The organism is Pedobacter sp. GR22-6 (assembly GCF_037402555.1).
In the GTDB taxonomy this organism is placed as follows: domain Bacteria; phylum Bacteroidota; class Bacteroidia; order Sphingobacteriales; family Sphingobacteriaceae; genus Pedobacter.
The window spans coordinates 1-23,340 of record NZ_JBBEUC010000002.1 but is presented as its reverse complement, the minus strand read 5'-3'; the positions used below and the strand labels follow the sequence as shown (position 1 = coordinate 23,340).

The window sequence follows — 23,340 nt, the reverse complement described above, 5'->3', positions numbered from 1 at the left end:
CCCGGCTATCCTTTCATGATCTGATGGCCCATCTTATCCCTTTTGGTCTTCAGATAGGTCTCATTATGTACATTACTTTCAATTTCAATAGGCAGGTTCTCCACAATCTCCAATCCGTATCCGATCAAACCAGCACGTTTAGTAGGATTATTGGACAATAACCTCATTTTAGTGATTCCCTGTGCCCTCAGGATCTGGGCACCTACACCGTAGTCACGCTCATCCCCTTTAAAACCCAGTTTAATGTTAGCCTCTACAGTATCGAATCCTGCATCCTGAAGGTTGTAAGAGCGAAGTTTATTGACCAGGCCAATACCACGCCCCTCCTGATTCATGTAAACAATGACACCTTTACCTTCTTTGTCGATCATCTCCATTGCTTTATGCAATTGCGGTCCGCAATCACATCTGCAGGAACCGAAAATATCCCCGGTTACACAAGAGCTATGAACCCTGGTGAGTACCGGCTCATCTGCAGTCCATTCGCCTTTGCTGATTGCCAGGTGTGTCGCACCGGTGTCCAGCTGCGTATAAGCAGTCATTTTGAAATCGCCCCATTCAGTAGGCAGGTTAACCGTAACCTCTTCTTTGATGAGACTCTCTATGCTCAATCTGTAAGCGATCAGATCTTTAATTGAAATGATCTTTAGCTGATGCTGTGCTGCAATTTTGATCAGGTCCGGCAACCTCGCCATTTCCCCGTCGTCCTTTAAAATCTCCACCAGTACACCTGCAGGCTCCATTCCCGCCAGTCTGGCCAGGTCAACCGCCGCTTCTGTATGTCCGGCACGGCGGATTACGCCACCATCTTTTGCCCTCAGCGGGAAAATGTGCCCCGGACGCCCCAGTTCAGCTGGGTCTATATTGGGATTGATCAGCGCCAGAATGGTTTTAGAACGGTCTGAAGCAGAAATACCCGTTGTACAACCGTAGCCCTGAAGATCTACCGAAACGGTAAAGTTGGTCTCATAGACTGCTGTGTTTTTTCCAACCATTGACTCCAGGCCAAGTTCATCGCAACGCTCTTCGGTCAGCGGAGCACAGATCAGCCCTCTGCCATAAGTGGCCATGAAATTAATTACCTCGGGAGTAGCGTTGGCAGCTGCAGTCAAGAAATCACCTTCATTTTCACGGTCTTCATCATCTACAACAATGATGACCTTTCCAGCTTTTATATCCGCAATAGCATCTTCTATTGCATCGAGTTTAATTTCCATTTTATGAATATATCAGTAAGACAAAGTTACAACCTTCGTGAGCAATATCTGCCTACAAATATCATAAATAAGTAAGGAATATGCTTTTGCAACAATAGACAAAAGTACTACTTCTGCGGCACTACGGATTTCTTTTTCTTCTTGAAGAAGCCCAGGATCAGCTGCTTGAAATAGTCGATATCAAAGAGTGCCGAATCTACCGTAGCCTTATAAGTCAGGAAAGCGCCAAGGGGCGACAGGATAAAGATAGCCAGCCACATCCCAAAAAACGGCCTGAGGGAGCCCGTCGTAGCGGATTTCTCAGATACAGTGGCGATGATGTGGTACAACAAAAAGAATACAATGGCCATGACTACAGGAAGCCCCAAACCACCCTTTCTAATGATCGCTCCCAAAGGTGCACCAATAAAAAACAGTAAAAGGCAGGAGGCAGCCAAGGTAAACTTACGCTGGTATTCAATCTGTACTTTGATGATGCTTTTTATTCTATCTTCAAAATCAGGCAGGCGGCTCAGGGTACTCTGCTTCACGGATCCAGCCTGGTCGAGGGCTGCCTGCACAACAGACAGACGCTGCATCGGCTCTATGGTTTTCAACACATCGCCTTTGATCTCCTTAACAGGCGCATTAATCTTTGTATAGCCTTTTGTGACGTTGTTTTGCTTATAGTAACTGGCCATGTTCACTACCGCAAATCGATTGACGCTATCCAGTTCTTTATGCAGGGAATCTTCCTTTTTAGTAAGACCTTTCAGGTTCAACATCTGTGTGTTACCCTTGAAGAGCTGTTCATTGGTCCTGTTCATTTTGAAACTGGAGATGTCAAATTTCTGGTCTGTCTCTTCAAAGCGCATCCTGGTCAGCTCCTGCCTGGGGTTATTGTAGGTATTGCGCCCATTTGATTCCTCATAGCGCACCCCATTTTTAAGCTTGAGCAACAGGTACTGGTCATCGCTGGACATCTTACCTTCCTTCGCCAGGATGATTTTTGGACTACCGCTGGAATTGGTATGGTCATAGATCATCACATCATATAAAGAAACGCCATCTTCACCCTTCTCATTTACCCTGATGGAGTAACCGGGGATACTGTTATTGAACACGCCCGGCTTGATCAGGAAGGAAAGTTTTTTATTGGTAATGTCCCATAATAAGGAACCGTATTTCAGGTTGGCCTTGGGAAGCATATAATCAGAAAAAATAAAGGAACTGATGGCCAGGAATACAATGAGCACCAATAAAGGCATCATGGCCTTTTGCAGGGATACGCCTGCGGATTTGATGGCCACAAGCTCGTAATTCTCTCCCAGCGTCCCGAAGGTCATAATAGAAGAAAGCAGGATGGAAAGTGGCAGCGCCATAGAAACATTTGCCGCCGAGGCATAATACATCAATTCCAAAATGATGTACCATTCAAAGCCCTTCCCGATCAAATCATCAACATATTTGAACAGGAACAGCATCAACAGGATAAACATCACAATAAAGAATGTGACGAAAAATGGCCTTATGAATGCTTTGAGCAGAAGTAAATGGATCTTTTTCAATATGCAAATGTAGGCAAAGCTCCCGAAAAACTATGCACCAATTACGCTGTGCAGGTAGTTTATCTGATTATCCCAGATCAGCGTACGCTCAGCTTTGGTTTCATCCGTAGCGAAATCAGTAATTGACAATGCCACGTCATTGGTCAGTTCATCCTGAACGATCTCCATTTCAAAATAGCAATGTGGATCATCATCCACCCATTTGAACTTGACTGATTTGTTTTCTTTTACACTCAGCAGTTTTGCTTTTTGCACTTCATCGTCCCATGTGAAAGTGTAAACCTGATCCCGGAAAACAACATCATCGGCAAACCACTGAGACAGGCCATTGGGCTCACTAATAAAACTAAACAAAATACGTGGAGAAGACCTCAACTCATATTCCAGCGTAAATTTTTTCTTCTCTGACATCGTTAGACACTTATTTCTTCAATTATTAGACAATTTTTTAATATTTGTTTCTAAAGAAAAGTAAATTATTCTATATTTGCAACTCTTTAGAAAAAAGACCACCCGGCGGGGTAGCTCAGATGGTTAGAGCGCAGGATTCATAACCCTGAGGTCGGCAGTTCGATCCTGCTCCCCGCTACTAAAAAAGCCTTTAGATTACTCTAGAGGCTTTTTTTATGCAACAAACTGAACTTCAATTACATATTATTAAAACCCGATCAAATATTTAACAACAAGTCTGTTAACCGTTCTTAGCCGCCACCTGCACTAAATCTTTTCTTAAACTCGGAAGGACTGATCTCCAGCTGCTTTTTGAAACATACACTGAAATACTTGGCATTGTTAAATCCGGTCTGGTAAGCCACTTCTGCTACCGTAAGATCAGAATGCTCCAATAAATCAGCACTGCGTTTCAACCTGATATTCAAAATAAACTCCTTGATGGACATACCCACTATATCGTTAATCTTCTGATATAAGATTGTACGCCCTATATTCATATCAGAAACAAAAGCATCCACCGAATAATTCGGGTTTGAGATATTAAGCTCGATAAACTTCATGGCCTTTATCAGCAGTTCTTCATCCATAGAGGTGATCGTCACCTTTGCAGGATCTACGACCAGGCGCTTGCTGTAAAGTTCCCTCATTTCCTGCTGGTTCTTGAGAATGGTGTCAATCTGTTGCATCAGGTATTCCACTTCAAAGGGCTTGTCGATGAAAACGGTAGCACCATATTCCAGTGCCTTTATTTTATTTTGATCCTCATCTCCCATGCCTGAGATCATGACAATCGGAATATGACTGGTCTTGAAATTCTGGCGCAGCCTGCTGCAGACCTCAAAGCCATTGCTATTTGGCATCATGAGATCAGTGATGATCAGTTGTGGATAGATCTTTTCTGCCTTAATAACCCCTTCTATCCCATCACTGGCTGTATAGACATTGTATTTTTCCGAAAGACGGCGTTCTAAATAGCCTCGTAAATTCGGATCATCTTCAATCAGCAAAAGACTGTTCGATTTGCGTGCATTCTTAATCGCGCCATCTGTCTCAGCAGGTTCCAGCATGATGTCGTCGATTTCCGAGATGGTATAATCATAAACATTCCACTGCATGTCACCGGAAACTGCCTCCTTTTTGAAAGGTAGCATAATCGTAAAAGAAATTTTATCGGTCTTATTGACCATCCAGATTTTCCCTTTCAGTACTTCCACCAGTTCCTTCACAATGGCAAGGCCAAGCCCTGAACTTTCTTCAAAAGTTGGTCTGGCGGAAGACAAACGGTTAAAAGAACTGAAAAGATTGGCGGTCTGCTGCTCGGAAAATCCATTACCCGTGTTGAGCACTTCTATAGAGATGTAACTGCTCTCCGGATCGTAGCTCAGCTTTTCCCTTTCCGCTACTGTCGACTCATAAATGCGTACCCCCACATAACCTTTATTTGAGGTATACTTCAATGCATTGGAAAAAAGGTTGGTCAGGATCTTCTCAATGCTATCGTAATCAAAGGCAAGGTATAAATGATCTTTATGGGCTGTAATGTTCGTTTCTATCTCCTGCTTGTTTGCGTACAGTTCAAACAGGCCAAACACATCGCGCACAAAGCCGATGAAATCACCCACCTGGGGGTTCAAAGTGATTTTCTGACTCTCTATTTCCCTGAAGCGAAGCAACTGGCTGATCATACGCTGTATGCGGACGACATTTTTTTCAATCAGTTGCATGTAACCGATAGCCTCTTCCTTAGGCCCTAAAGCTTCTTTGAGCTGTTTCAATGGCTCCAATACCAGTGTGAGGGGTGTTTTCAGGTCATGGGAAATGTGGGTAAAAAAATCTGTCCGTGCCTGGTTCAGATCCCGCATGTTCTGCTCCTTTTGAACTTCCAATGCCAATCTTTCTTTAAATACCTTTTTATTGGTGTAATAACGCGTGATGAAAAACAACAATGCCAGTCCTGCTGAGCCATAAAAAAGATAAGCCCACCAGGAAAGAAAAAATGGGGGATCTACGTGGAAGTAAAGTCTCGAGACCTCCTCTCCCCACAATCCATCATTATTGGCGGACTTCATTTCAAAGGTATAGTCGCCACTGGGAAGATTAAAAAAGGCGATAGATTTCTGTTTGGCGCTGACCGTCAACCATTGATTGTTCAAGCCCAGCATCCTGTAAACAAACTGATTTTTATCTGCCGAGAGATAACTGTTGGATGAAAACCGGATCTCTATATTGGATTGTTTATTCGAAAGCCGTATCCTTTCCTCCTTCCGGTTCTTTAGGCTGGAGATGTCCTTTGATAAAGGCGAGTCCTTGCTCTGAACCGTCGCAGAAGTATTGTTGACCAGCAATCCGGTAAAAAACACACGGGGTTTCTGCGGATTCCTGTTCAGATATCCGGGATCGAAAAGAACGAAGCCATTCGTTCCGCCAAAAAGCAGCTCTCCCTTTTTTGTTTTATAAGCAGCGCGCAGGTAAAAAGACCCGCAACTGTTGTCCTTGTAAAATCTTGCCTTCTCGAATTTCTGTAATCGATAGTCGTAATAATAGATCCCTTCACTGGTACTCATCCAAATATTACCAGAAGCCTCATCTTCCAAAATGCCAAACACCATTTTGGGAGGAAAGCCATTACTGCTGCTAAAGTTCAGATACCTGCCGTCTTTCTTCAATACATTGACTCCCCTGCCGGAAGTCCCTAACCATAGATCTCCGTTGGAAGCCTCGTAATAACACCCCAGGTGGTTGACTGCATAAGGCCCGTCTTTAATGTAATGATGCTTCAATACCTGATGCGTATTTCGATCTACCACAAATAAGCCCTGATGGGTGACCAGGCGGAGATTGCTTTGCCGGTCGATATAGAGGTCTTCTACCTCTGTATTGATCGGCTGATGATTGGCCCCAACGGCCCTGACCACCGATGTACCTAAACCCTGCTTTCTTTTGTAGAAATAGTTTTGATCAGGGTCCGACATCCACAGGGTACCGTCCTCATCTCTTACAAATTCGTAAATACTCATGGGCTGGCCGGCAAGGGATTTATGAATCCCCAGATCCTGAAAGGCTTTTTTAGCCAGGTCATAAGCGACAATTCCCCCGTTGAAAGCGGAGATCAGCAAATGCTTCCGTTCCGGATCAAAGCGCAGCCGCTTGATCAAATTTGAGTTTAGCGCATGGGTCTTGGATTTCAGAAAATGGCTGAACGCATCGCTTTCCCTATTCCAATAATTGAGTCCCCCACCCTCTGTTCCGATCCACATATTGCCCAGGTCATCTTCCTGGAAACAACTCACCACCGGGTTATTCAGACCGCCAGGACTGGGATAGAAATAACGCACGCGGGCATCATACAAAGAACAATAAGCGATCTTACCACCAAAGGTTCCGATCCAGGCACCCTGATCGGGATCAGGGTAGATGGTCCAAATGGAATTAGCGGGTAAGGAAAAGGCATCGTTCAGATTCATTTTCAGCAAATTGCTGCTTCCCGTAACAGGATCATACTGAAAAAGACCCGATTGCGTAGCCACCCAGATAATACCCTCCGGATCCAGATACATTTTTTTTGCCATCACAGACTGACCATTAGCCGATACGGGGATTCGTTGCTGAACATTACCACTGGCATCGGTTTGGTATATTCCGGAGTGCTGACTGAGGTAATAATAAGCTCCTCTGTACTCCAGCACATCGTTGATCAGGTTTCCTGCGCCGCCTAAATTGGCAAAAAGAACCAGTTGCCGCTTTTGCTGCGCTACTTTGTATACGAAGCCTTGCTGAAAAACGTAAAGCGCTCCTTTTAAACTGATGATCTTGCTGAAGAACTTTTCTTTAGGCAAGGAAAATCCACGCAACTTCCCGGTTTGCTGATCGTAACACAAGAAACGCTCTGCCGATAACATATAGAGTTTTCCATCATCATGAACACTTAAGGAGCGGATTCCCCCGGGGACGATCAATTCAAAAGAAAAACGTTCATAATTGAATTTCAACAGGCCATGGTTGGTGGCCAAAAACAATCTGCCGGCCTTATCGGTAATGATGGTGCCATAACCCCACTTTAATTTGGGCTGACTCGCAGATACCAGCTCGTTCAATTGATAAGAATTATTGCCATCATACATAAAGATGGCATCAGGACCTGTATACCAGATCCGCCCTAACTTATCTTTTGTAATACTCTGTATGCCACCATAGTAGTAAGTGTCGGACATCACATGAAAGCGGTACCGCGAGATGTCTATTGCAAAAGCACCTTGAAAAGCCAAAATACAACAGCAAAAAAGCAAGAAGTTGAATTTGCATTTCCCCATATTTCCTTCTCAATTTACGATTATTATTCGTTTTTCATCATTTCAACCGGTAATGGTAATCTGCAAAACGGACAAAATTCTCCCAATCGTAAACGTTCAGGTCGTGAATGCCTTTACGAAAATGATATCCAATCGGCGGGTTTAAAATTGGAACATTCAATGCCGGTGGCTCTGCTGCCAGCACTGTCCCCGGATGGTACAAACGGTATACCGGCAGGGCATTCAACAGCGAAAGGTAAGATCCCCGGGGATCCGCCCAACGGTCTTCAGCCGCATTAGTGGTGTATACCGGCCTTGGCGCCATCAGGGCGATCAGCATGTGCTGATCAACAGGCAGATCATTGACCCGATTGCTATATTGCTTGTAATTGCCAGCAAACCAATAGCCAAACTGTTTGTTGATGAGGCTTACCGTTTCTCCATATTGCCTTCGGGCCAGTGAAGCTCCCGTACTGCCGGAGCAACTGCTAAATACCATTGCAAAGCGCTGATCCAGGGCTCCCGCCCAGAGCGATGTTTTCCCGCCGCGGGAATGACCTACGAGCGCAACTTTCTTCGCGTCAATCGCCTGATCTGTTTCGAAGTAATCCATCATCCGGCTGGCCGCCCATGCCCAGGCACCTATGGCTTTCATGCCATCCTCATTATCCAGCATTTCCGGATAAAGCTGATCCAGTACGCCATGTTGATAGCTGTCTTTCTTGTCCGGTGCTGCATCGCCCACATGGAAACTGGCAATCGCATAACCTTTCTCTATGAGCATCTCCGCCGGCCAAAAGGTACTTTTCATCGCCCTGTCCGGATCGGTATTTCGCTTGCTGCGGTTGTTGATCAACAGAAAAACAGGGGCAGGCTGCTTAGCCGAATTAGGGATGAACAACACTAGGGGAATACCCAACTGCTTTCCTTTGTTCCAGATGTGCACCGTAACTTCTTTTAAACGGGCACGCCCTTCCATGGCATTAGCTACTTCCCTGTTGAGTTCAAAGCGTATACTGTCAAACTTTCCTGGCATTTGCCCGTAAACATGTTGTTTAAATAAGGAGATGATTTCGGGTCTTCTGTCCTTTTCCCATCTGGTTTTTGTTTTTACGGTCCGGCCATTGGTTGTCCTCAGTACATCCGGTAAGATGTACTGAGGAACCTTTGTTTCGTCATAATTCACAAGCTCTCCCATAAAGACATCCGTCTTCTGTGCATGGGCTGCCCCGCAGAAACTGAGGAAACATAAGACTGCAATATATTTGTTAAAAACGTTCATTACTGTACCTGCAAATCTAAGAGTTTCAGCCAGCCCTCGCTCGTGATGTCTCCATTTACAGCGAGCTTGATATCCGGCTTGTTTTCATTTTTGGTATCCACTATCGCGACAGCCCAGGAATAGCTGCCCGCTGGCAGGTCTAGCTTGGTTTTCAATTCGTAAGATACCGGTTTATTCTTCAGCCAGTTTGACGGTTCACTGTTCGAATCTACAAAAACTTTCTTCACCTGATTGGAGGCGTCCAGCAATGCAAAAGCGACCTTATATTTATAATTCCATTGCGGCAGGTTGTTTGGAAAATAACCCCAGCCCATATTTCTCCAGCGATGGGTAATAATCGCCTCGGCACCACTATTGATTTTCTCTGGCAGATAGACCTGATCCGGGTATAGGCGGTAACCACCTTCAGACACAAAACGCTGCACCAATCCGAAGGATTTGGCAAACCAGGATTCGATATCTCCGGCCCGGAAGTCCATCGTATTTACACAGGCTTCTGCAGAGGCATCAAACTCTCCCTGGCGTACGTCTTCAGGATGCCCTTCCCTGTATTTCCCACTTGGGTCCGTCCAGTAACGGTGTGTACCGGTAGTGATCCAGCCTCCTTCCATGAGGATCGGCCGCTTGAAATTCCAGGTTTTGGCAAAAGTCTTTTCCCAGCTTTGGTAGTAATCGGTCATGCCGAAAGCATCCTGCCTGAGGCTATATCCTTTATTGATCGCTTTAACCAGCAGTTTATCACTGTTTACATTGGCTGCGCCCCAACTAAGCGGGTGTCCGATCAGACGATGATAGTTGATCACCAGGGGCACCTTGGTAAACTGTTGGGTGTAGAGATCTGTCACCCAGTCAAAAACTTCTTCCTTCAGCTTTTCCGTGTTTGCACCGGTAGAGGTGTTTGGATCTTCATAAATGACATTGTGGGCCTCTCCCCATTTACCCAGTCCATAAGCATCAATGAAAGCAGTACGTTTTGGGTCATTGAAATCCTTGGCCAGTTCTTCAATAAATTTGGCATAGTGTTGTTTAAATACGGGATCCTGGGGATAAGGGGTCCTGCGGGTAGGGAAAGAGCTGTTCTCCAGGTAATATTTTGCTCCCGCATCAAACACGAACTGTGGGGTATTCAAACCCTGGTCGCGTCCGTCTACTACGATACGAAAGGCGATGGGCAGGCCGCGTGCTTCCACGCCTTTGATCAATTTACCGAGTGCCGAATTGGGGTCTCTCCAGGCATACACCCCGGCGGAAGGGTTCAGCTTTGCCCAGCTGGTACGGATGTAACATGAAGAGGCATAATCTATCGCCTTTACCCGTGTACCCAGGTCCGGAACATAATATTCCGTATCCCAATAGCTTGGGTTATCGGCTCCGGCGTACATGACCCAACCGTTTAATGGATTCCGGAATACCGAACTTCTGTTGTATTTGGGCTTTACCAGGGTTCCCTCAGCTTTTTTTGTGGCTTCGGTATCATTCTTTTTGCAGGCAAAAGCCATGACACATAAAAATGCCATCAACACCTGTGAAATCATTATTTTACAGTTCAATTTTTTCATCTGTTTGGATTTTAAATTCATCATTTTATAGATGCATCTGGTTAGCGTTTCTCGGCCAGGACCGTCATGTTCCGCAGATCGATCACCAGCACATTGGTTCCGCCCGGAATGGTATAATAGGAATTCCGTTGCGCACTGGATGTCCCCCCCGACAAATCTGCTACTTTACCGAGTGTAAGCGTAAGTTCCTGTAGTGCCCCTGCAGCGGTAGGCGGGCAACTAAATGCGTATGCAAGATCTTTATTGGTAATCGCCCCGCCAAAAAGTATAAATTTACTTTTACCCGTCCTGCCACCTGTGTAGACGAGTACCTGAGGATCGGCTAAGCTGACGGTACAGTTCATTTTAATCGGTGTTCCATAACCATTGACGGCTCCATGTAACCACAAATCTGTAATTTCTGAGGTAGTCAGCACACCGCTATTGGTCCAGACCACACTTTTGGCTGTCAGGTCCTGCGCAGCAGAATAGATCGTAGCAGTAGCTTTCTGCATATTAACGACTATACGATACCTCCCGGCTGTTTCGATCTTCCAGGCAAAAGCGCTTTCACGCGTTTTTATCGGCACCGGTGCTCCATCCTTCAATGCACTATTGGCATCCGAGGCGGCGATGTAATTGGTTGCGCCCTCAAATTCCACCGGAATCTGCAATTCACCCGGTTCCAGGTTAAGTACAAATGCATACTGATTGAGGTTTTCCAAAGTTTTAGGCATTTCTACTTTAGTGATTCCCGGTACAGCGCTACCATCCAGGAAAACCTTATCTGCATCAAAAACCACAGTTTTGATCGGTTGTACGTTGATCCTCACTGTCCGGACTTCCGGTGCCTCGAAGGTAGCTCCGCCCTCCCACTGTGCCACAACCCGGTATTCCAGGGTAAAGGCCTTATTGGCAGGGATGCCCCATTTTTGATTGGCCCAATTTTGCAATTGCTCAGAGGTGAAGCTCCTGCTCAATACCCCATCGTCTTCATAGTTCATGATTGCTGTAGAGGAACCAAAATTATTACCTACCAAATCAAGCTTAGTGGTATAGGAAACCATGTGATCGTCCGACTGCGGCCTTGCCGGCGCCCAGCTGAACGTGACGATAGCTTTGCTGAGGTTGTTTTCATCCAATACAATATTCGGTGCCGATGCCTGGAGTTCCAATTGTTCCTGAACCTTTTCAATGTCGCTTACCTCCCTTTTACAGGCACAGACACAAAGGATGAAGCACAATGACAACAGCGTTTGATATAAATATGCTAGTCTTTTCATAATGTTGTTTTAGATTACCATCAATTATTTAATATACCCTGGGTTTTGAGGGAAGGGCGCATCCCGGTTGGCATCTATGATGGCCTGCGGGATCGGCCACAGGAGATGGTTGTCATTCACCTTGTCCTTGATGGCTGTGTTATAGGCTTTCACACGCTCTACCAGTTTATGGGTACGCACCAGCGTAAAGCGACGGCTTTCTTCACCTACTAATTCCCGGATCCGCTCATCCAGCAGAAAATCCATGGTCATCTGTGCAGCACTTATACTTTGTGCTCCGGAGCGTCTGCGTACCTCGTTGACCGCCTCAGCGGCCTTCGATGGGTTATTTTGTCCAAGGTAGGCCTCGGCGAGCAACAGATAGGTCTCGGCCAAACGGAATTTCATACGATCCTTATAACTTCCTGTCAAGCTCAGGTTCTCCGCACGTCCATAGAAAAACTTGGTAATTGCCGGAAAAAGGCTCTTGGTAGAAAACCAGGTTTGTTCAGTCACATTCGCTTTCTTACCATATAAAGATGCGTCTCCTGCATTGTTATAATACCAGTTGCGCTTGATGTTGTAATTGGAATTGCGGATATCCGTTGCATCAAAAATCCCAGTCACATTTCCTGACGCATTGGTTCCTGCTGTTCCTACCCACCACTTCATCGGCACCAGTTGGGCGAGCCCCCTTCCGCCTAGGGTATCGGCCAGCACGAAACCGGAGATATCGGTATATTTAGGAATCCATGCACGGCGTGTCCAGTCATCAGAATTGGTACCCCCGCCGATTGTATTGAATTCAAACTGCAGTACCCAGATGCTTTCTTTATTGCCATTTTTCAACCTGTTTTGGTTGTTTTCTACAAACAGATCACTAAATACATCGCCGGCTTTATCCTTACTGACGCCAAAACGTGTTTTCATCAACTGGTAATATCCGCTATTGATGACCGCCAGTGCCGATTGCTCTGCCAGCGTATAATCGCCCTGTGCCAGGCTCATCTCGCTGAGCAAATGATATGCAGCCCATTTTGTGAGTTTTCCGTCCTTTACCTGATCGGGATTTACAGGCAGGTGCTGCGTCGCAAACTTCAGGTCATCCACAATATGGCCCAATACTTTGGCCTTTGGTGTCCGCGTAAAATTAAGTTTAAAATCATACAGGATGGTCTCCACATAGGGCACGTCTCCATACAGGTAAACGAGTGTGCGGTAAGCATAAGCGCGGAAAAAACGGGCCTCGGCCTGGAATCGTTCTTTATCTGCAGGTGAATCCCAATTGGTATTTTTCTCAGAATACACCAGCATCAGATTGGCAGAGGAAATCAGGCTGTATGCCCAGTTCCAATAGGAGCCTACAAAACGTTCCGAAGATGTCAGGGTGAGGTTGGCAAATGCAGTCAGCGATGCATCACTGTTGATGACATCTGCAATATCAGTGGCAGCCTGCAGGGCTTCGTATGGACATGCCGCATTGTGGATATAGGCTCCACCCTCGCCAAAGGTATTGTATTCAGAACGGGTCAGTGCATAAAGTCCTGCACTGCCCACTTCGAAACCATAGGTACTGGTAAAGGTATTGGTGGGTGCCAGCTCTGTTTTCAGCTCTTCCTGGAGAAACTTTTTACATCCTCCTAAGGAGATCAATAGGATCAGCGCCACGCTTATTTTGATGAGATTTTTCATTTCGTGTCGTATTTATTTAGAAGTTTACGTTTAACCCAAACATGTAAGAACGCGCAGTGGGATAGGATGCCATCCAGCCGTTGTCGTAGTTGAGTACCTGCCTGATGTTGGAAAATGTATAGGCATTGTTCACACTCAGGTTGACATCGACCGCCCCTACACCAAGTTTTTTGACCAGATTCTGGGTAATCCTGTAACCAAAGGTGATGTTCTTGACCTGTACATAGGATGTCTTTTTGTAATAACCATGACCAAGGCTATTGATGTAACCCGGAGAAACGATCTCCGCATTTTGATTTTCGGGAGTCCAATAGTTTGCGCCATGTACATAATTCGTGATTCCGAATGTCCAGGAGCCAATATTGGCCAGATTGTCTTCACGCCATACACCAAATGTTCCGGTCAGCAATGCCGATAAGTAAAAATCCTTATAGCTAAGTCTGTTTGCCAAGGATGCGTTATAACGTGGCATTCGGGAGCCGATAATGGTCCTGTCGCTGGCATTGATGAAACCATTGCCGTCTACATCCTGCAGTTTTGCCGATCCCGGAGCGGCGCCGGTTTGGATTTCGCGTTGCGCCCCATTGGCATCAGTGGTAAAGAATTGTTCGCCGGTTTTCCAGATGCCCAGCATATCGTAGTCGTAGAAAACACGCAATGGCTTGCCGATAAACCAGTTGTTACTGATGTCATCCAGACCATCGCCCCTCAGCTCCACGATCTTGTCCCGGTCCAGCGAAAACACTGCGGTTGAATTCCATTTGAAATCTTTAGCAGCTACGTTAAGTGAGTTCAGCGTAATTTCTATGCCTTTATTTTCGGTTTCGCCAATGTTGTCCCAGATCCGGTTATAGCCGTTCATGATGGGCACGGTACGAGTCATCAGCAGGTCTTTTGTCCTGGAACGGTACATATCCACCGTTCCGCTTAAGCGGTTTTTAAACAGCTGGAAATCGAAGGCAATATTTGCAGAATAGGTCGTTTCCCATTTCAGATTGGGATTGCCTATGCCATCGCCGGCCAGGTAAGCGGTATTTGCAGCTATACCTGCATCTCCCCAAATGTATTTCACATTGGAATACAGACGGTCAAGTGTTCGATAAGGTGTAATGGCCTGGTTTCCATTGGCACCATAGGACACCCTAAGTTTCAACATGTCCACCCAGCTGACATTGTCCTTTAAAAAACTTTCTTCCCCGATCTGCCAGGCCACTGCCGCAGATGGGAAAAATGCATATTTATTATTTACGCCAAAAACTGAAGCGCCGTCTGTACGTCCCGTCAATGTCAGCATGTATTTCCCTTTGTAAGCATAGTTTACACGCCCCATATAGGACAGCAATGCGGTTTCTGATAAACTGGAATTGTTTACGATGTTACGCGCTGCGGTGTTCATCATGAAATAGCTGGTATTGTCCGTCACAAATCCCTCTCCGCTTTGCGAAGAGCCTACGCTTCTGGTCTTCTGCATACTGAATAGGCCGGTTGCATCTAAGCGATGATCGCCAAATGCACGTTCATACCTCAGCACATTTTCCCAGGTGTAGTCGTTGTAATGCCCATTGCTGATGCTCGCTTTTCCGCCCACAAGTCCGGCTTGCTCCCGGCCGTCAAAAGTATTCCGGCCATAGTAGGTACCTGTAAAATTACTCCGGTAGTTGTAGCCATAATTGGAGCGCAGGGACAAGCCCTTGACAGGCAAGAGGATATTTGCGTAACCGGAAAGAAAAAAGTTGCGGTTTATCCTGTCCTGATCGGCATTCACATTTCGCATTGGATTGGCAATCAATGAGTACTCCATTGGCTCGGCGACGTAATAACCTGCTGCGTCTTTGTACTTTCCGTATGGACTCTGTTTGATGGCATGCTCAATGTTGGGCGTCACTCCACCATCACCCCTTTGGGTAAACTGGCTGCCTATGCCTATGGTCAGCCAGTTGTTGAAGGTCTGATCAATATTTGCTGTGACGTTGATGCGTGACAGCCTGGAATTATAAACTACACCTTCCTGATCCAGGGCAGCCACTGCAGCCATATATTTCGTGTTTGCAGTACCTCCTGAAATGCTCAATTGGTGGTCCATTGTGATTCCTTTTCTAAAAATATAATCCTGCCAGTCGTTTGTGATTCCCTTAGCGAAGTTTTCACGTTCAGTTACACTGATGATATTTCCTGCGATAGGATCCAGCAGATCACCGGTATAGCCTTCTTTCAAACGGCCGATGTCCTGTTGGAACCGAATGTATTCATTAGGTCCCATCACATCGATCCACTGCATGGGTTCGGCCACACCCAGCTGCCCTTTATAGGCAACCTGTGCTTTGCCCAGCATACCTCTTTTCGTTTGGATCAGTATGACGCCATTGGAACCCCGCGATCCATAAATGGCAACGGCAGAGGCATCTTTCAATATGGTCAGGTTTTCTACGTTATTGGGATCTATATCGGTTAGAGATCCGCTGTATGGAATACCGTCCAGCACAATCAGCGGGGAGTTGTTCGCAGACAGGGAGTTTTCGCCACGGATCAGCAACGACTGATCCTGGCCAGGGGCAGCATTGGAGGTCGTGATACTGAAACCCGCAACTTGTCCCACCAAACGGTCCATCAGGTTGGGCGTAGAAACCATGTTCAATTGTTCCTTGCCCACAACTGCCAGACCTCCGGTCACATCCTTTTTCTTAGCTGTACCGTAACCCACCACCACAACCTCATCCAGCGCTTTATCATCTTTCAAGGTCACGTTCATCAGCCCGGAAGGGTCTGCATTGAGCTCCTGCTTCGCAAAACCGATATAGGAAAATACCAATATCGAGCCTCGTGGCACCTGCAAGGTATAGTTTCCGTCTTTATCGGTCGCCGTTCCTGTTGTGCTGCCTTTGACAAGGACAGACACGCCTATGAGGGTTTCCCCTTTCTCATCGGTCACCTTTCCCTTCACTTGGATGAGCTCTTGTTGTGCGTAAATAGGGCTTGTCGCCATCAGGAGCAGCGCGACAAGCATTAAACAGCTTTTCAGCCTGTAGTGTATTTCTTTTATCATCTAGATTTATATATGGTTATTAGTAAAATATTTGCGTTTCGTGTTCTCATACCGCATGGGAATGAAAAGATCCCGGGCTCGTGTCGTCATTTTTCAATAGGCATCACTATTTTGGAGTTAAACTTTTTTTCAAACGGGTCAGGGCTTCGAGGTAATAATAATCTGCATAGCTGAGTGGCACGTCGACCTCTGATTTTAAAGGGAAAGCCCCTGTGCTGTGTTTCAAAATGAAATTACCATTATCTCCCAGAGTCGCTGTATACGCCGGCGAGGCCAATGTACGCAGCTGAATTTCCGCCACTTTCATGTATTCTTTAGCTAAGCCTGCATCTACAAAACCACTCAGTTCTATTAAAGCTGAAGCGATAATGCTTGCCGCAGAGGCATCTCGTGGTGTACTGCTGGTCTTTGGCGCATCAAAATCCCAATAGGGAATAAAATCCTTTGGCATCTGTGGATGATGTATGATAAAATTGGCAATGTGTATCGCCTGGTCCAGGTAACGTTTATCGCCTGTTTCCCGGTACAAATAGGTATACCCGTATAGTCCCCAGCCTTGTCCCCTGCTCCAGGCAGATTCATTGGAATAGCCCTGGTGGGTTTGTTTCAAATGTGGCACTGCAGTCAGGGTATCGTAGGATACAACATGGTAAGAGGAATAGTCTTTCCGAAAATGGTTTTGCATGGTTTTATCGGCATGCGACAATGCCATCTTCATGAATTTTTCATCTCCTGAGTTTTTCGCGGCCCAGAGCAACAGTTCCAGGTTCATGATGTTGTCTATGATTACAGGATACTGCCATACTTTCTGATTGTGGTCCCAGGAGCGGATCAGTCCGACCTCCGGGCGGTAACGGGTAGCCAGCGACCGGGCGCCGGTCAGCAAAACATCTTTGTAACGCGGATCACCAGTAAGCCTCAATCCATTGCCAAAACTGCAATACAGCATGAAACCCACATCATGGTTATCGATCGTATATTTCTCACGTTCCACGCGGTCTGTATACATTTTTGCATAGTTCAGCAGCTCCGGATTTTTGTTATTTTCATAGAGATACCATAACGCTCCCGGAAAAAACCCACTGCACCACCAACGGGAATCAGAAGAAATATCCTTTCCTTTTTCAAAAGAACGGGGCAATTGGCCTTCCTGATCTGCATATTTTTTGGCCAACAGTAAGTACTGCTGTGCAGAAAACTGCAACGCCCTGTCCACAACAGCTTTCAGGTTTTCAGCGGAAGACTTATAAATTCTCATGGCAAATCCACCTCCCTGCGCCATCGACAAGCTCAATTTTTTACTGGCCGGAAGGGTAATGATTTCTTTTTTATAATCTGATGCAATGCGGTCTGCATTTATACCGTCCTTAAAAATCTCAGCTTCAAAACTTCCTGCTCCTAAAAATGACAAATCCAGCTCCAGCGTACGTTTATCCCAGTTACTGAGTCCTCCTACATACCAGATATCGCCTTTTTGTCTGGCCATCACCACGAATTTACCCATCTGCCCATCTACCGCTACTGTATTGTCCCATACCGTTGGCACCTGTGCTATGAAATCCGTACATTCCTGTTCTTTTGCATAATTTACAGGATTGTCGCAAAGCATGTTCAGTGGCGACTCAAACACAATGTATTCACCCAACTGACGGCATCTGGTACCCTGGCTCATCGGCTCATCGTTGATGCCACGGTGAGTTCTTTTGGTTGCATTCCGCATGGCACCCTGTGTATAGTCAATCGGGCCTGCAACCATCCGGATAAAGGGCATGGTCACATCATAAGTTACCATATCCATTTCCGGTCCGGTCCATTTCATCTGCTCCATGCCATTCACTGCTTCATAATTGATCACATTGGGATAGGTTCGGTTGAGGCCGGTAGGTTTATAGGTACCATGAAAGTCGACCATCAGTTTGTATTTCGCTGCGATCTCGGCTGCCCGGTAGTGAAACGCAACCATCTGCTGATCATCACGGTCCATAAAGTCGATCTTGAAGCCCTTCACCCCCAGCTCAGCATAGTGCTTACACACACGCTCCAGATCACGGTCGAAAGCATAATATCCTGCCCAGAGGATGATCCCCACATTTTTCGATTTGCCATAGGCGATTAATTTTTTCAGGTCAATCTCCGGCACTACCTGGAACAGGTCGGCTTGTAAATTGACTGCCCAGCCCTCATCAAGAATGATGTACTCAATCCCATTTTTTGAAGCAAAATCAATGTAAGCCATATAAGTTTCATTGTTTACTCCTGCAACGAAGTCTACCCCCGACAAGCCCCAATGGTTCCACCATTCCCAGGCCACTTTACCCGGCTTGATCCAGGAGTTATCTTTAATTCTTGAAGGAGCGGCCAGTTTATACACGAGGTCGTTGTCCGACAACTGCTTGTCTTCGGTGGAAACGATCACAATGCGCCAGGGAAATTTCATCCCCGCCCGGCCTTTTGCAATGTAAGGGGCACGACTGGTTACCAACTGCTGCAGTTTATTGTGTCCGCCCTGCTCAGTAGACACAGGATAGGGGGCAAACTGCGATTTCAGGGAAGTCTTACCTTCCTTATTGATGAGGTACATACCCGGGTAATTTTCCAGGTCCGATTCAGCAATACAAACCTTCTTACCCTGCCCCAGGTCTACCACCAATGGACTAAAAGCCAGCTTATCCTTACTGAGCTGACTCAGTGAACCATGGGTATAAGTATTTTCAAATGAATTGAAGTACTGAGCTTCAAAATCCGTAGTCTTACTTTTTACATAAGGAACGTAAGACAGATGGTCGTTTTGAAAATTAAAGGATGCCTCTTCATGCTGAACGACAAAATCCTTGCTCCCGGTAGATACGAAGCGGTAGGCCATCCCCTCATTGTAGACGCGAAAAATCAGGTTGAAACCCTCCTTAAACTCCATGGTCAGTTCACGGTAATGGTCTCTAATCTGCTTTCTTTTGTAAAAAGGGGATGCTATAATTTGATCCACCAGCTGAGTGCTTGCTTTTTTCAAAGTGGAGTTGAGTCCAAAATCCTTGCCATCCAAAATATCTACATAAAGAGAAGAAGGGGCCAAAACCACTTCGTTTTGATGCGACAGGCTATAGCTGATATTTTTGTCGAGGGACACCGACACCGTCAGTTTTCCATCGGGAGAGCTAATGCTATAGTTCTTTTTCGCATACGAACAAACACTGGTCAGGAAAAATAGCAGGACTATAAAGAGGTATCTCATGGGTTCAGTTTTACATTTGGTGTTCCCAAAACTAAATACCAATCGCCCTTATTAGGGTTCGTTTTTGTACGGAAATGGTTTGCTTTTGTACAGCAGCAAGAAAATTCGCCTGCGGCAAACAAAAAAGCGTGTACCGCTCCATGCAGCACACGCTTTTTGTTTAACTATCTATTGAAGATCACCTGGCTCTAAGGTCCAGTTATTACAATTAATCTAAGACGGACATTGCCAATTTGATGATGTCATCGAAAACGGAACGATCCTTAGTAGTCTTTGCCGTTACGCGTATTCCTTTTACCGTATTGAAAGTAAACCGGGCAAGTGCACGTGCATCCTGTTTGTTGCCGATCTCTCCACGCTCCTGCCCTTTTTTGATTACCAGATAAAAAGCATCCTCAATCTGCTGGTCATTCTCACAAATCATCTGGCTTACCTGCTGGTCATGCGGCGCTACCTCCACTTCTGCATTCACCATAAAGCAACCTTTATGATTTTGATCATTCAGCAATTCGCTGGTAATAAATTCCAATATCTGACGGATCGATGCTTTCGCTGAAGATTTCCCATTGATGATCTCACAGACCTTAACCGAGGCGGTCCCTTGATAACGCTCCAGTGCCTTGATAAAAAGACTGTGTTTGTCACCATAAGTATCATACAAACTGGAACGGCTAATGCCCAATCCTTCTACCAGATCCTGCATAGATGTTCCATTGTAACCCTTTAACCAAAAAAGATCCACTGCCTTATTCAGCACTTCCTGCTCATCAAAATCTTTTGTTCTTGCCATAATTGCGAATAGCTTTACCGCTCAGCGGCAAAGCTATTCAATTTAACGAATTTTTTCCGATAAGACAAAGGCTTATCTTACCCCACCGCCTGCAAGCAATGTTTCCCCGGTCAACCAGCGTGAGTCTTCCGAAGCCAGGAATACAGCCACCAAGGCAATGTCTTCAGGTTGACCGATACGTCCAAGCGGTGTGCTGCGCTCAGCCTCTGCATGAAAGTCGCTGCCTATTAACCCTGCGGTATGGGTTCCCTCTGTTTCTACCATTCCCGGATTGATGGAATTCACCCTGATTTTCTTAGGACCCAGTTCTTTAGACAATACATGTGTAATGGAATCTACTGCCGCTTTTGTAGCCGTATACACGGAACTGCCTACCGGCGCTATGCTGCTCACTACAGAACCAATGTTGATGATACTGCCGCCCTCTTCATTAAAGTGTTTTAAAGCACCCTGGGTGGTCAGCAATAAGCCCAATACATTTGTATCAAACTGACTGTGAAAATCTTCTTCAGTAATCTCATCGATAGCGCCAAACTTGTAAACGCCGGCGTTATTTACTAAAATGTCCACCGCACCGAAAGAAGTCTGAGCGGTCTCAAATAACCGGCTGATGTCGGCCGTCTTACGAACACTGCCCTGTACAGCAATGGCCTTTCCTCCTGCCGCAATGATCTCTTCTACTACCTGATCTGCTCCAGCTTTTGCTGAGGCATAATTGACCACGACTGAGGCACCTGCCGCTGCCAAACTTTTGGCTATACCTGCGCCTATTCCTTTTGATGCTCCTGTAACTACCGCTACTTTATTTGCTAATTTTTCCATGTTCAGAACGATTATTTTTATTTTGGAATAATCGTTCCGCAAATATAAAGCGGATAACGGAACAATCGTTCCGAATAGAGATAATTATAGTTTAGGATGACAAATTGAACTATTTCGTATAGGTCGCGGCAAGTTTTATGGCCTGGAAGGCGTTTACGATACCACCACTCCTGCAGAGTTCAGAAAAAGGAACTTTGACGGTCTCACCGCGTTCATTTTTATATTTTACTTTCTGAACAACTTTTACAACTGACTTCATAATGATCTCTCTGACTTCATTTGGCTTCAAATCCGGATAATAACTCAGGATCATAGCAGCTAAACCAGACACCACAGGTGCAGCCATACTCGTACCGTCAAATTCTTTGTACTTGGATCCCGGTATGGTGGAATTGATCATAAATCCGGGCGCATATACATCTACAGTATACTTTCCATAATTAGAAAAAGAGGCCTTAAGGTCCCCGTCATTTTTATAAGCACTGGCACCAACTTCAATCCAGTTTGTTGCATGCGGAAAACTAAACTTGGTAGTATCTATCGGTTTAGGTTTTATTGTTGAACTCATCGGTCCCCTACCCATCGATCCGTACATGGAATTGTTGTTGCGCTGCTGAGCTTCTTTCGCCTTATCAAGTAAGGCCTTTAGATCACTTGCCTTTTTTTGCTTTTCGTAAGCTATTGCTTCAGGCGTCTCGTAATATTTATTTGGAAAATTGTCCTTCACATCATTGTTCTCGTTGTCATTCCCTGCCGCATGAACAAGCAAAACACCTTTTTGCTCTGCATACTTTACTGATTCGTCTACGATCTTCTTATCCCATTTGAAGCCTTTCCCAAAACTCATGTTGATTACCTTCGCGCCATTATCAACAGCATACCTGATGCCGTTAGCCACATCCTTATCGCGCTCATCACCCTCAGGAACCACTCTTATCGCCATAATGCTCACATTATCGGCTATGCCATTGATTCCTATCCCATTGTCTCTTTTTGCGGCAATGATACCCGAAACGTGTGAACCATGATCCGCATTAGGTCCTGTTACATCTGAATTTCCATAAATCCTTTCTTTAGAATCTGCATAGTTATCCCCCACCAACTTAGCCCTTGGATCATAATCCATATTGAGATTATAGTTCAGCATCACATCGTACTGCTTATAGGCATCTTTCATCTCTTCATAAAACTTATCCATCCCATCTTTCTTTGCACCCTTTGTAATGTATTTCACATAATACTCTTCTTCTTCACCATTCGGGCTATACTTATCCATATCTGTTAAAGCTGGAATTTTCTTGCCGACAATGAGTGCTACAGAATCCAATATTTTGTTGATCGTGCTGATCGCAGCAAACGATGCGTGTGCATCGTTATACTTTTCGCCAAATTCTTTGGTTACCTTTTGATAGAGTGCAAATTCTTCCTTATCTGCACTATCTAAAACAGTCATTCTGGTCGTTGAGATGAATTTAGGCATCAAGGTCCTTCTGATCCTGGTCAATTCCAGGTTATCATAAGCCACATCACCTGCTTTCGAACCGATGAAGTTCCAGCCATGAATGTCATCAACATAACCGTTGCCATCATCGTCGATCCCGTTTCCGGCGATCTCTTTTTGATTTACCCACAGTACATCCTTCAGATCTTCATGCTTGGTGTCCACACCGCCGTCAATTACGGCAACGATGACCTTTTGCTTGGCCTGCTTGCCATTGAGCAATTCTTTATACGCCTTCTCTGTACTGATACCAAAATATCCATCCTTCAACAAATCCAGATTGTACCAATTGGGCGGTAACTTTACGTCCTTATTCTGCGCAGAGGCGGAAAAACTTACAAGCAGAGAAAATAAAAAAGGTAATATATACTTGAATCTCATCACTATTTCTTTTTATAGAATAACGTAAAATACAATTATACGGTTTTATTGCCTTTAGACTCAAGTTTTAGCATTTTTTAACAGTTGCTTATTCCGGTGAGATTAAAGGCAAGCCCCGATCCGATCATTGCTAAAAAAGAACCATTACACGTGAATAAAAGCAGAAGTCATTCCGGCTTTAGCTTTAGGTCCCGGGAACCGGGAGGTAGGGCCTGGCTTTAGGTTTGTTGAATTGTTATAAACGTTTTGAGCCTTGCTTTAGGTTTATTGAATTGTTATAAACAAGAAAAGCCC

13 protein-coding genes and 1 tRNA gene are annotated in these 23,340 nt (G+C 45.4%); 1 reads left to right on the top strand and 13 read right to left on the bottom strand.

All coding sequences use genetic code 11. The features are described 5' to 3' along the window. Positions 1-5: 5 nt before the first annotated feature. The 3 genes from WAE59_RS07705 to WAE59_RS07695 all read right to left on the bottom strand — a co-directional run bounded on the left by WAE59_RS07705 (position 6) and on the right by WAE59_RS07695 (position 3,175). Positions 6-1,217 (bottom strand): bifunctional 3,4-dihydroxy-2-butanone-4-phosphate synthase/GTP cyclohydrolase II, encoded by a 1,212-nt coding sequence (locus tag WAE59_RS07705; RefSeq protein ID WP_337855373.1) that lies wholly within the window; start codon positions 1,215-1,217, stop codon positions 6-8. 107 nt (positions 1,218-1,324) lie between these two features. Further along, the gene (locus tag WAE59_RS07700) at positions 1,325-2,764 is read right to left on the bottom strand and encodes an LptF/LptG family permease (RefSeq protein WP_337855372.1); all 1,440 of its coding nucleotides are present in this window, start codon (positions 2,762-2,764) and stop codon (positions 1,325-1,327) included. A 30-nt stretch (positions 2,765-2,794) separates the two neighbouring features. Next, complete coding sequence (locus tag WAE59_RS07695) at positions 2,795-3,175, bottom strand: START-like domain-containing protein (protein WP_337855371.1); 381 nt, start codon at positions 3,173-3,175, stop codon at positions 2,795-2,797. Positions 3,176-3,279: 104 nt separating this feature from the next. On the opposite strand from WAE59_RS07695, the gene WAE59_RS07690 reads away from it, so the two are divergent. Further along, positions 3,280-3,353: transfer RNA gene (locus tag WAE59_RS07690), tRNA-Met, on the top strand. Positions 3,354-3,465: 112 nt separating this feature from the next. Here WAE59_RS07690 and WAE59_RS07685 read toward each other — a convergent pair. The 10 genes from WAE59_RS07685 to WAE59_RS07640 form a co-directional block, all read right to left on the bottom strand. After that, positions 3,466-7,482, bottom strand: coding sequence for a hybrid sensor histidine kinase/response regulator transcription factor (locus WAE59_RS07685; protein WP_337855370.1), 4,017 nt, complete (start codon positions 7,480-7,482; stop codon positions 3,466-3,468). Between the two features lie 82 nt (positions 7,483-7,564). Next, positions 7,565-8,788 (bottom strand): alpha/beta hydrolase family protein, encoded by a 1,224-nt coding sequence (locus WAE59_RS07680; protein WP_337855369.1) that lies wholly within the window; start codon positions 8,786-8,788, stop codon positions 7,565-7,567. Further along, entirely contained in the window at positions 8,788-10,347 is a 1,560-nt protein-coding gene (locus WAE59_RS07675; RefSeq protein ID WP_337855368.1) for a DUF4832 domain-containing protein, read from the bottom strand. Before WAE59_RS07675 ends, WAE59_RS07680 begins: the two co-directional genes overlap by 1 nt. A gap of 41 nt (positions 10,348-10,388) precedes the next feature. Next, entirely contained in the window at positions 10,389-11,609 is a 1,221-nt protein-coding gene (locus tag WAE59_RS07670) for a SusE domain-containing protein (RefSeq protein ID WP_337855367.1), read from the bottom strand. A gap of 24 nt (positions 11,610-11,633) precedes the next feature. Continuing rightward, positions 11,634-13,280: a RagB/SusD family nutrient uptake outer membrane protein gene (locus WAE59_RS07665; RefSeq protein ID WP_337855366.1), complete on the bottom strand. Its 1,647-nt coding sequence runs from the start codon at positions 13,278-13,280 to the stop codon at positions 11,634-11,636. Positions 13,281-13,296: 16 nt separating this feature from the next. Then, positions 13,297-16,323 (bottom strand): SusC/RagA family TonB-linked outer membrane protein, encoded by a 3,027-nt coding sequence (locus tag WAE59_RS07660; protein ID WP_337855365.1) that lies wholly within the window; start codon positions 16,321-16,323, stop codon positions 13,297-13,299. Between the two features lie 106 nt (positions 16,324-16,429). Next, positions 16,430-19,552, bottom strand: coding sequence for a glycoside hydrolase family 97 catalytic domain-containing protein (locus WAE59_RS07655; protein WP_337855364.1), 3,123 nt, complete (start codon positions 19,550-19,552; stop codon positions 16,430-16,432). A gap of 208 nt (positions 19,553-19,760) precedes the next feature. Next, positions 19,761-20,342, bottom strand: a complete 582-nt coding sequence (locus WAE59_RS07650) for a TetR/AcrR family transcriptional regulator (protein ID WP_337855363.1) — start codon at positions 20,340-20,342, stop codon at positions 19,761-19,763. A 72-nt stretch (positions 20,343-20,414) separates the two neighbouring features. After that, positions 20,415-21,164, bottom strand: coding sequence for an SDR family NAD(P)-dependent oxidoreductase (locus tag WAE59_RS07645; RefSeq protein WP_337855362.1), 750 nt, complete (start codon positions 21,162-21,164; stop codon positions 20,415-20,417). Between the two features lie 109 nt (positions 21,165-21,273). Beyond that, a complete protein-coding gene (locus WAE59_RS07640; RefSeq protein ID WP_337855361.1) occupies positions 21,274-23,046 on the bottom strand; it encodes a S8 family peptidase in 1,773 nt (590 codons plus the stop codon). Positions 23,047-23,340: the final 294 nt, after the last annotated feature.

What these genes read in the sequence shown, in the direction of transcription:
- WAE59_RS07665 (WP_337855366.1), bottom strand. Translation starts at nt 13,280, where the DNA reads ATGAAAAATCTCATCAAAATAAGCGTGGCGCTGATCCTATTGATCTCC.
- WAE59_RS07655 (WP_337855364.1), bottom strand. Translation starts at nt 19,552, where the DNA reads ATGAGATACCTCTTTATAGTCCTGCTATTTTTCCTGACCAGTGTTTGT.
- WAE59_RS07640 (WP_337855361.1), bottom strand. Translation starts at nt 23,046, where the DNA reads ATGAGATTCAAGTATATATTACCTTTTTTATTTTCTCTGCTTGTAAGT.
- WAE59_RS07695 (WP_337855371.1), bottom strand. Translation starts at nt 3,175, where the DNA reads ATGTCAGAGAAGAAAAAATTTACGCTGGAATATGAGTTGAGGTCTTCT.
- WAE59_RS07645 (WP_337855362.1), bottom strand. Translation starts at nt 21,164, where the DNA reads ATGGAAAAATTAGCAAATAAAGTAGCGGTAGTTACAGGAGCATCAAAA.
- WAE59_RS07675 (WP_337855368.1), bottom strand. Translation starts at nt 10,347, where the DNA reads ATGAAAAAATTGAACTGTAAAATAATGATTTCACAGGTGTTGATGGCA.
- WAE59_RS07705 (WP_337855373.1), bottom strand. Translation starts at nt 1,217, where the DNA reads ATGGAAATTAAACTCGATGCAATAGAAGATGCTATTGCGGATATAAAA.
- WAE59_RS07680 (WP_337855369.1), bottom strand. Translation starts at nt 8,788, where the DNA reads ATGAACGTTTTTAACAAATATATTGCAGTCTTATGTTTCCTCAGTTTC.
- WAE59_RS07670 (WP_337855367.1), bottom strand. Translation starts at nt 11,609, where the DNA reads ATGAAAAGACTAGCATATTTATATCAAACGCTGTTGTCATTGTGCTTC.
- WAE59_RS07650 (WP_337855363.1), bottom strand. Translation starts at nt 20,342, where the DNA reads ATGGCAAGAACAAAAGATTTTGATGAGCAGGAAGTGCTGAATAAGGCA.
- WAE59_RS07660 (WP_337855365.1), bottom strand. Translation starts at nt 16,323, where the DNA reads ATGATAAAAGAAATACACTACAGGCTGAAAAGCTGTTTAATGCTTGTC.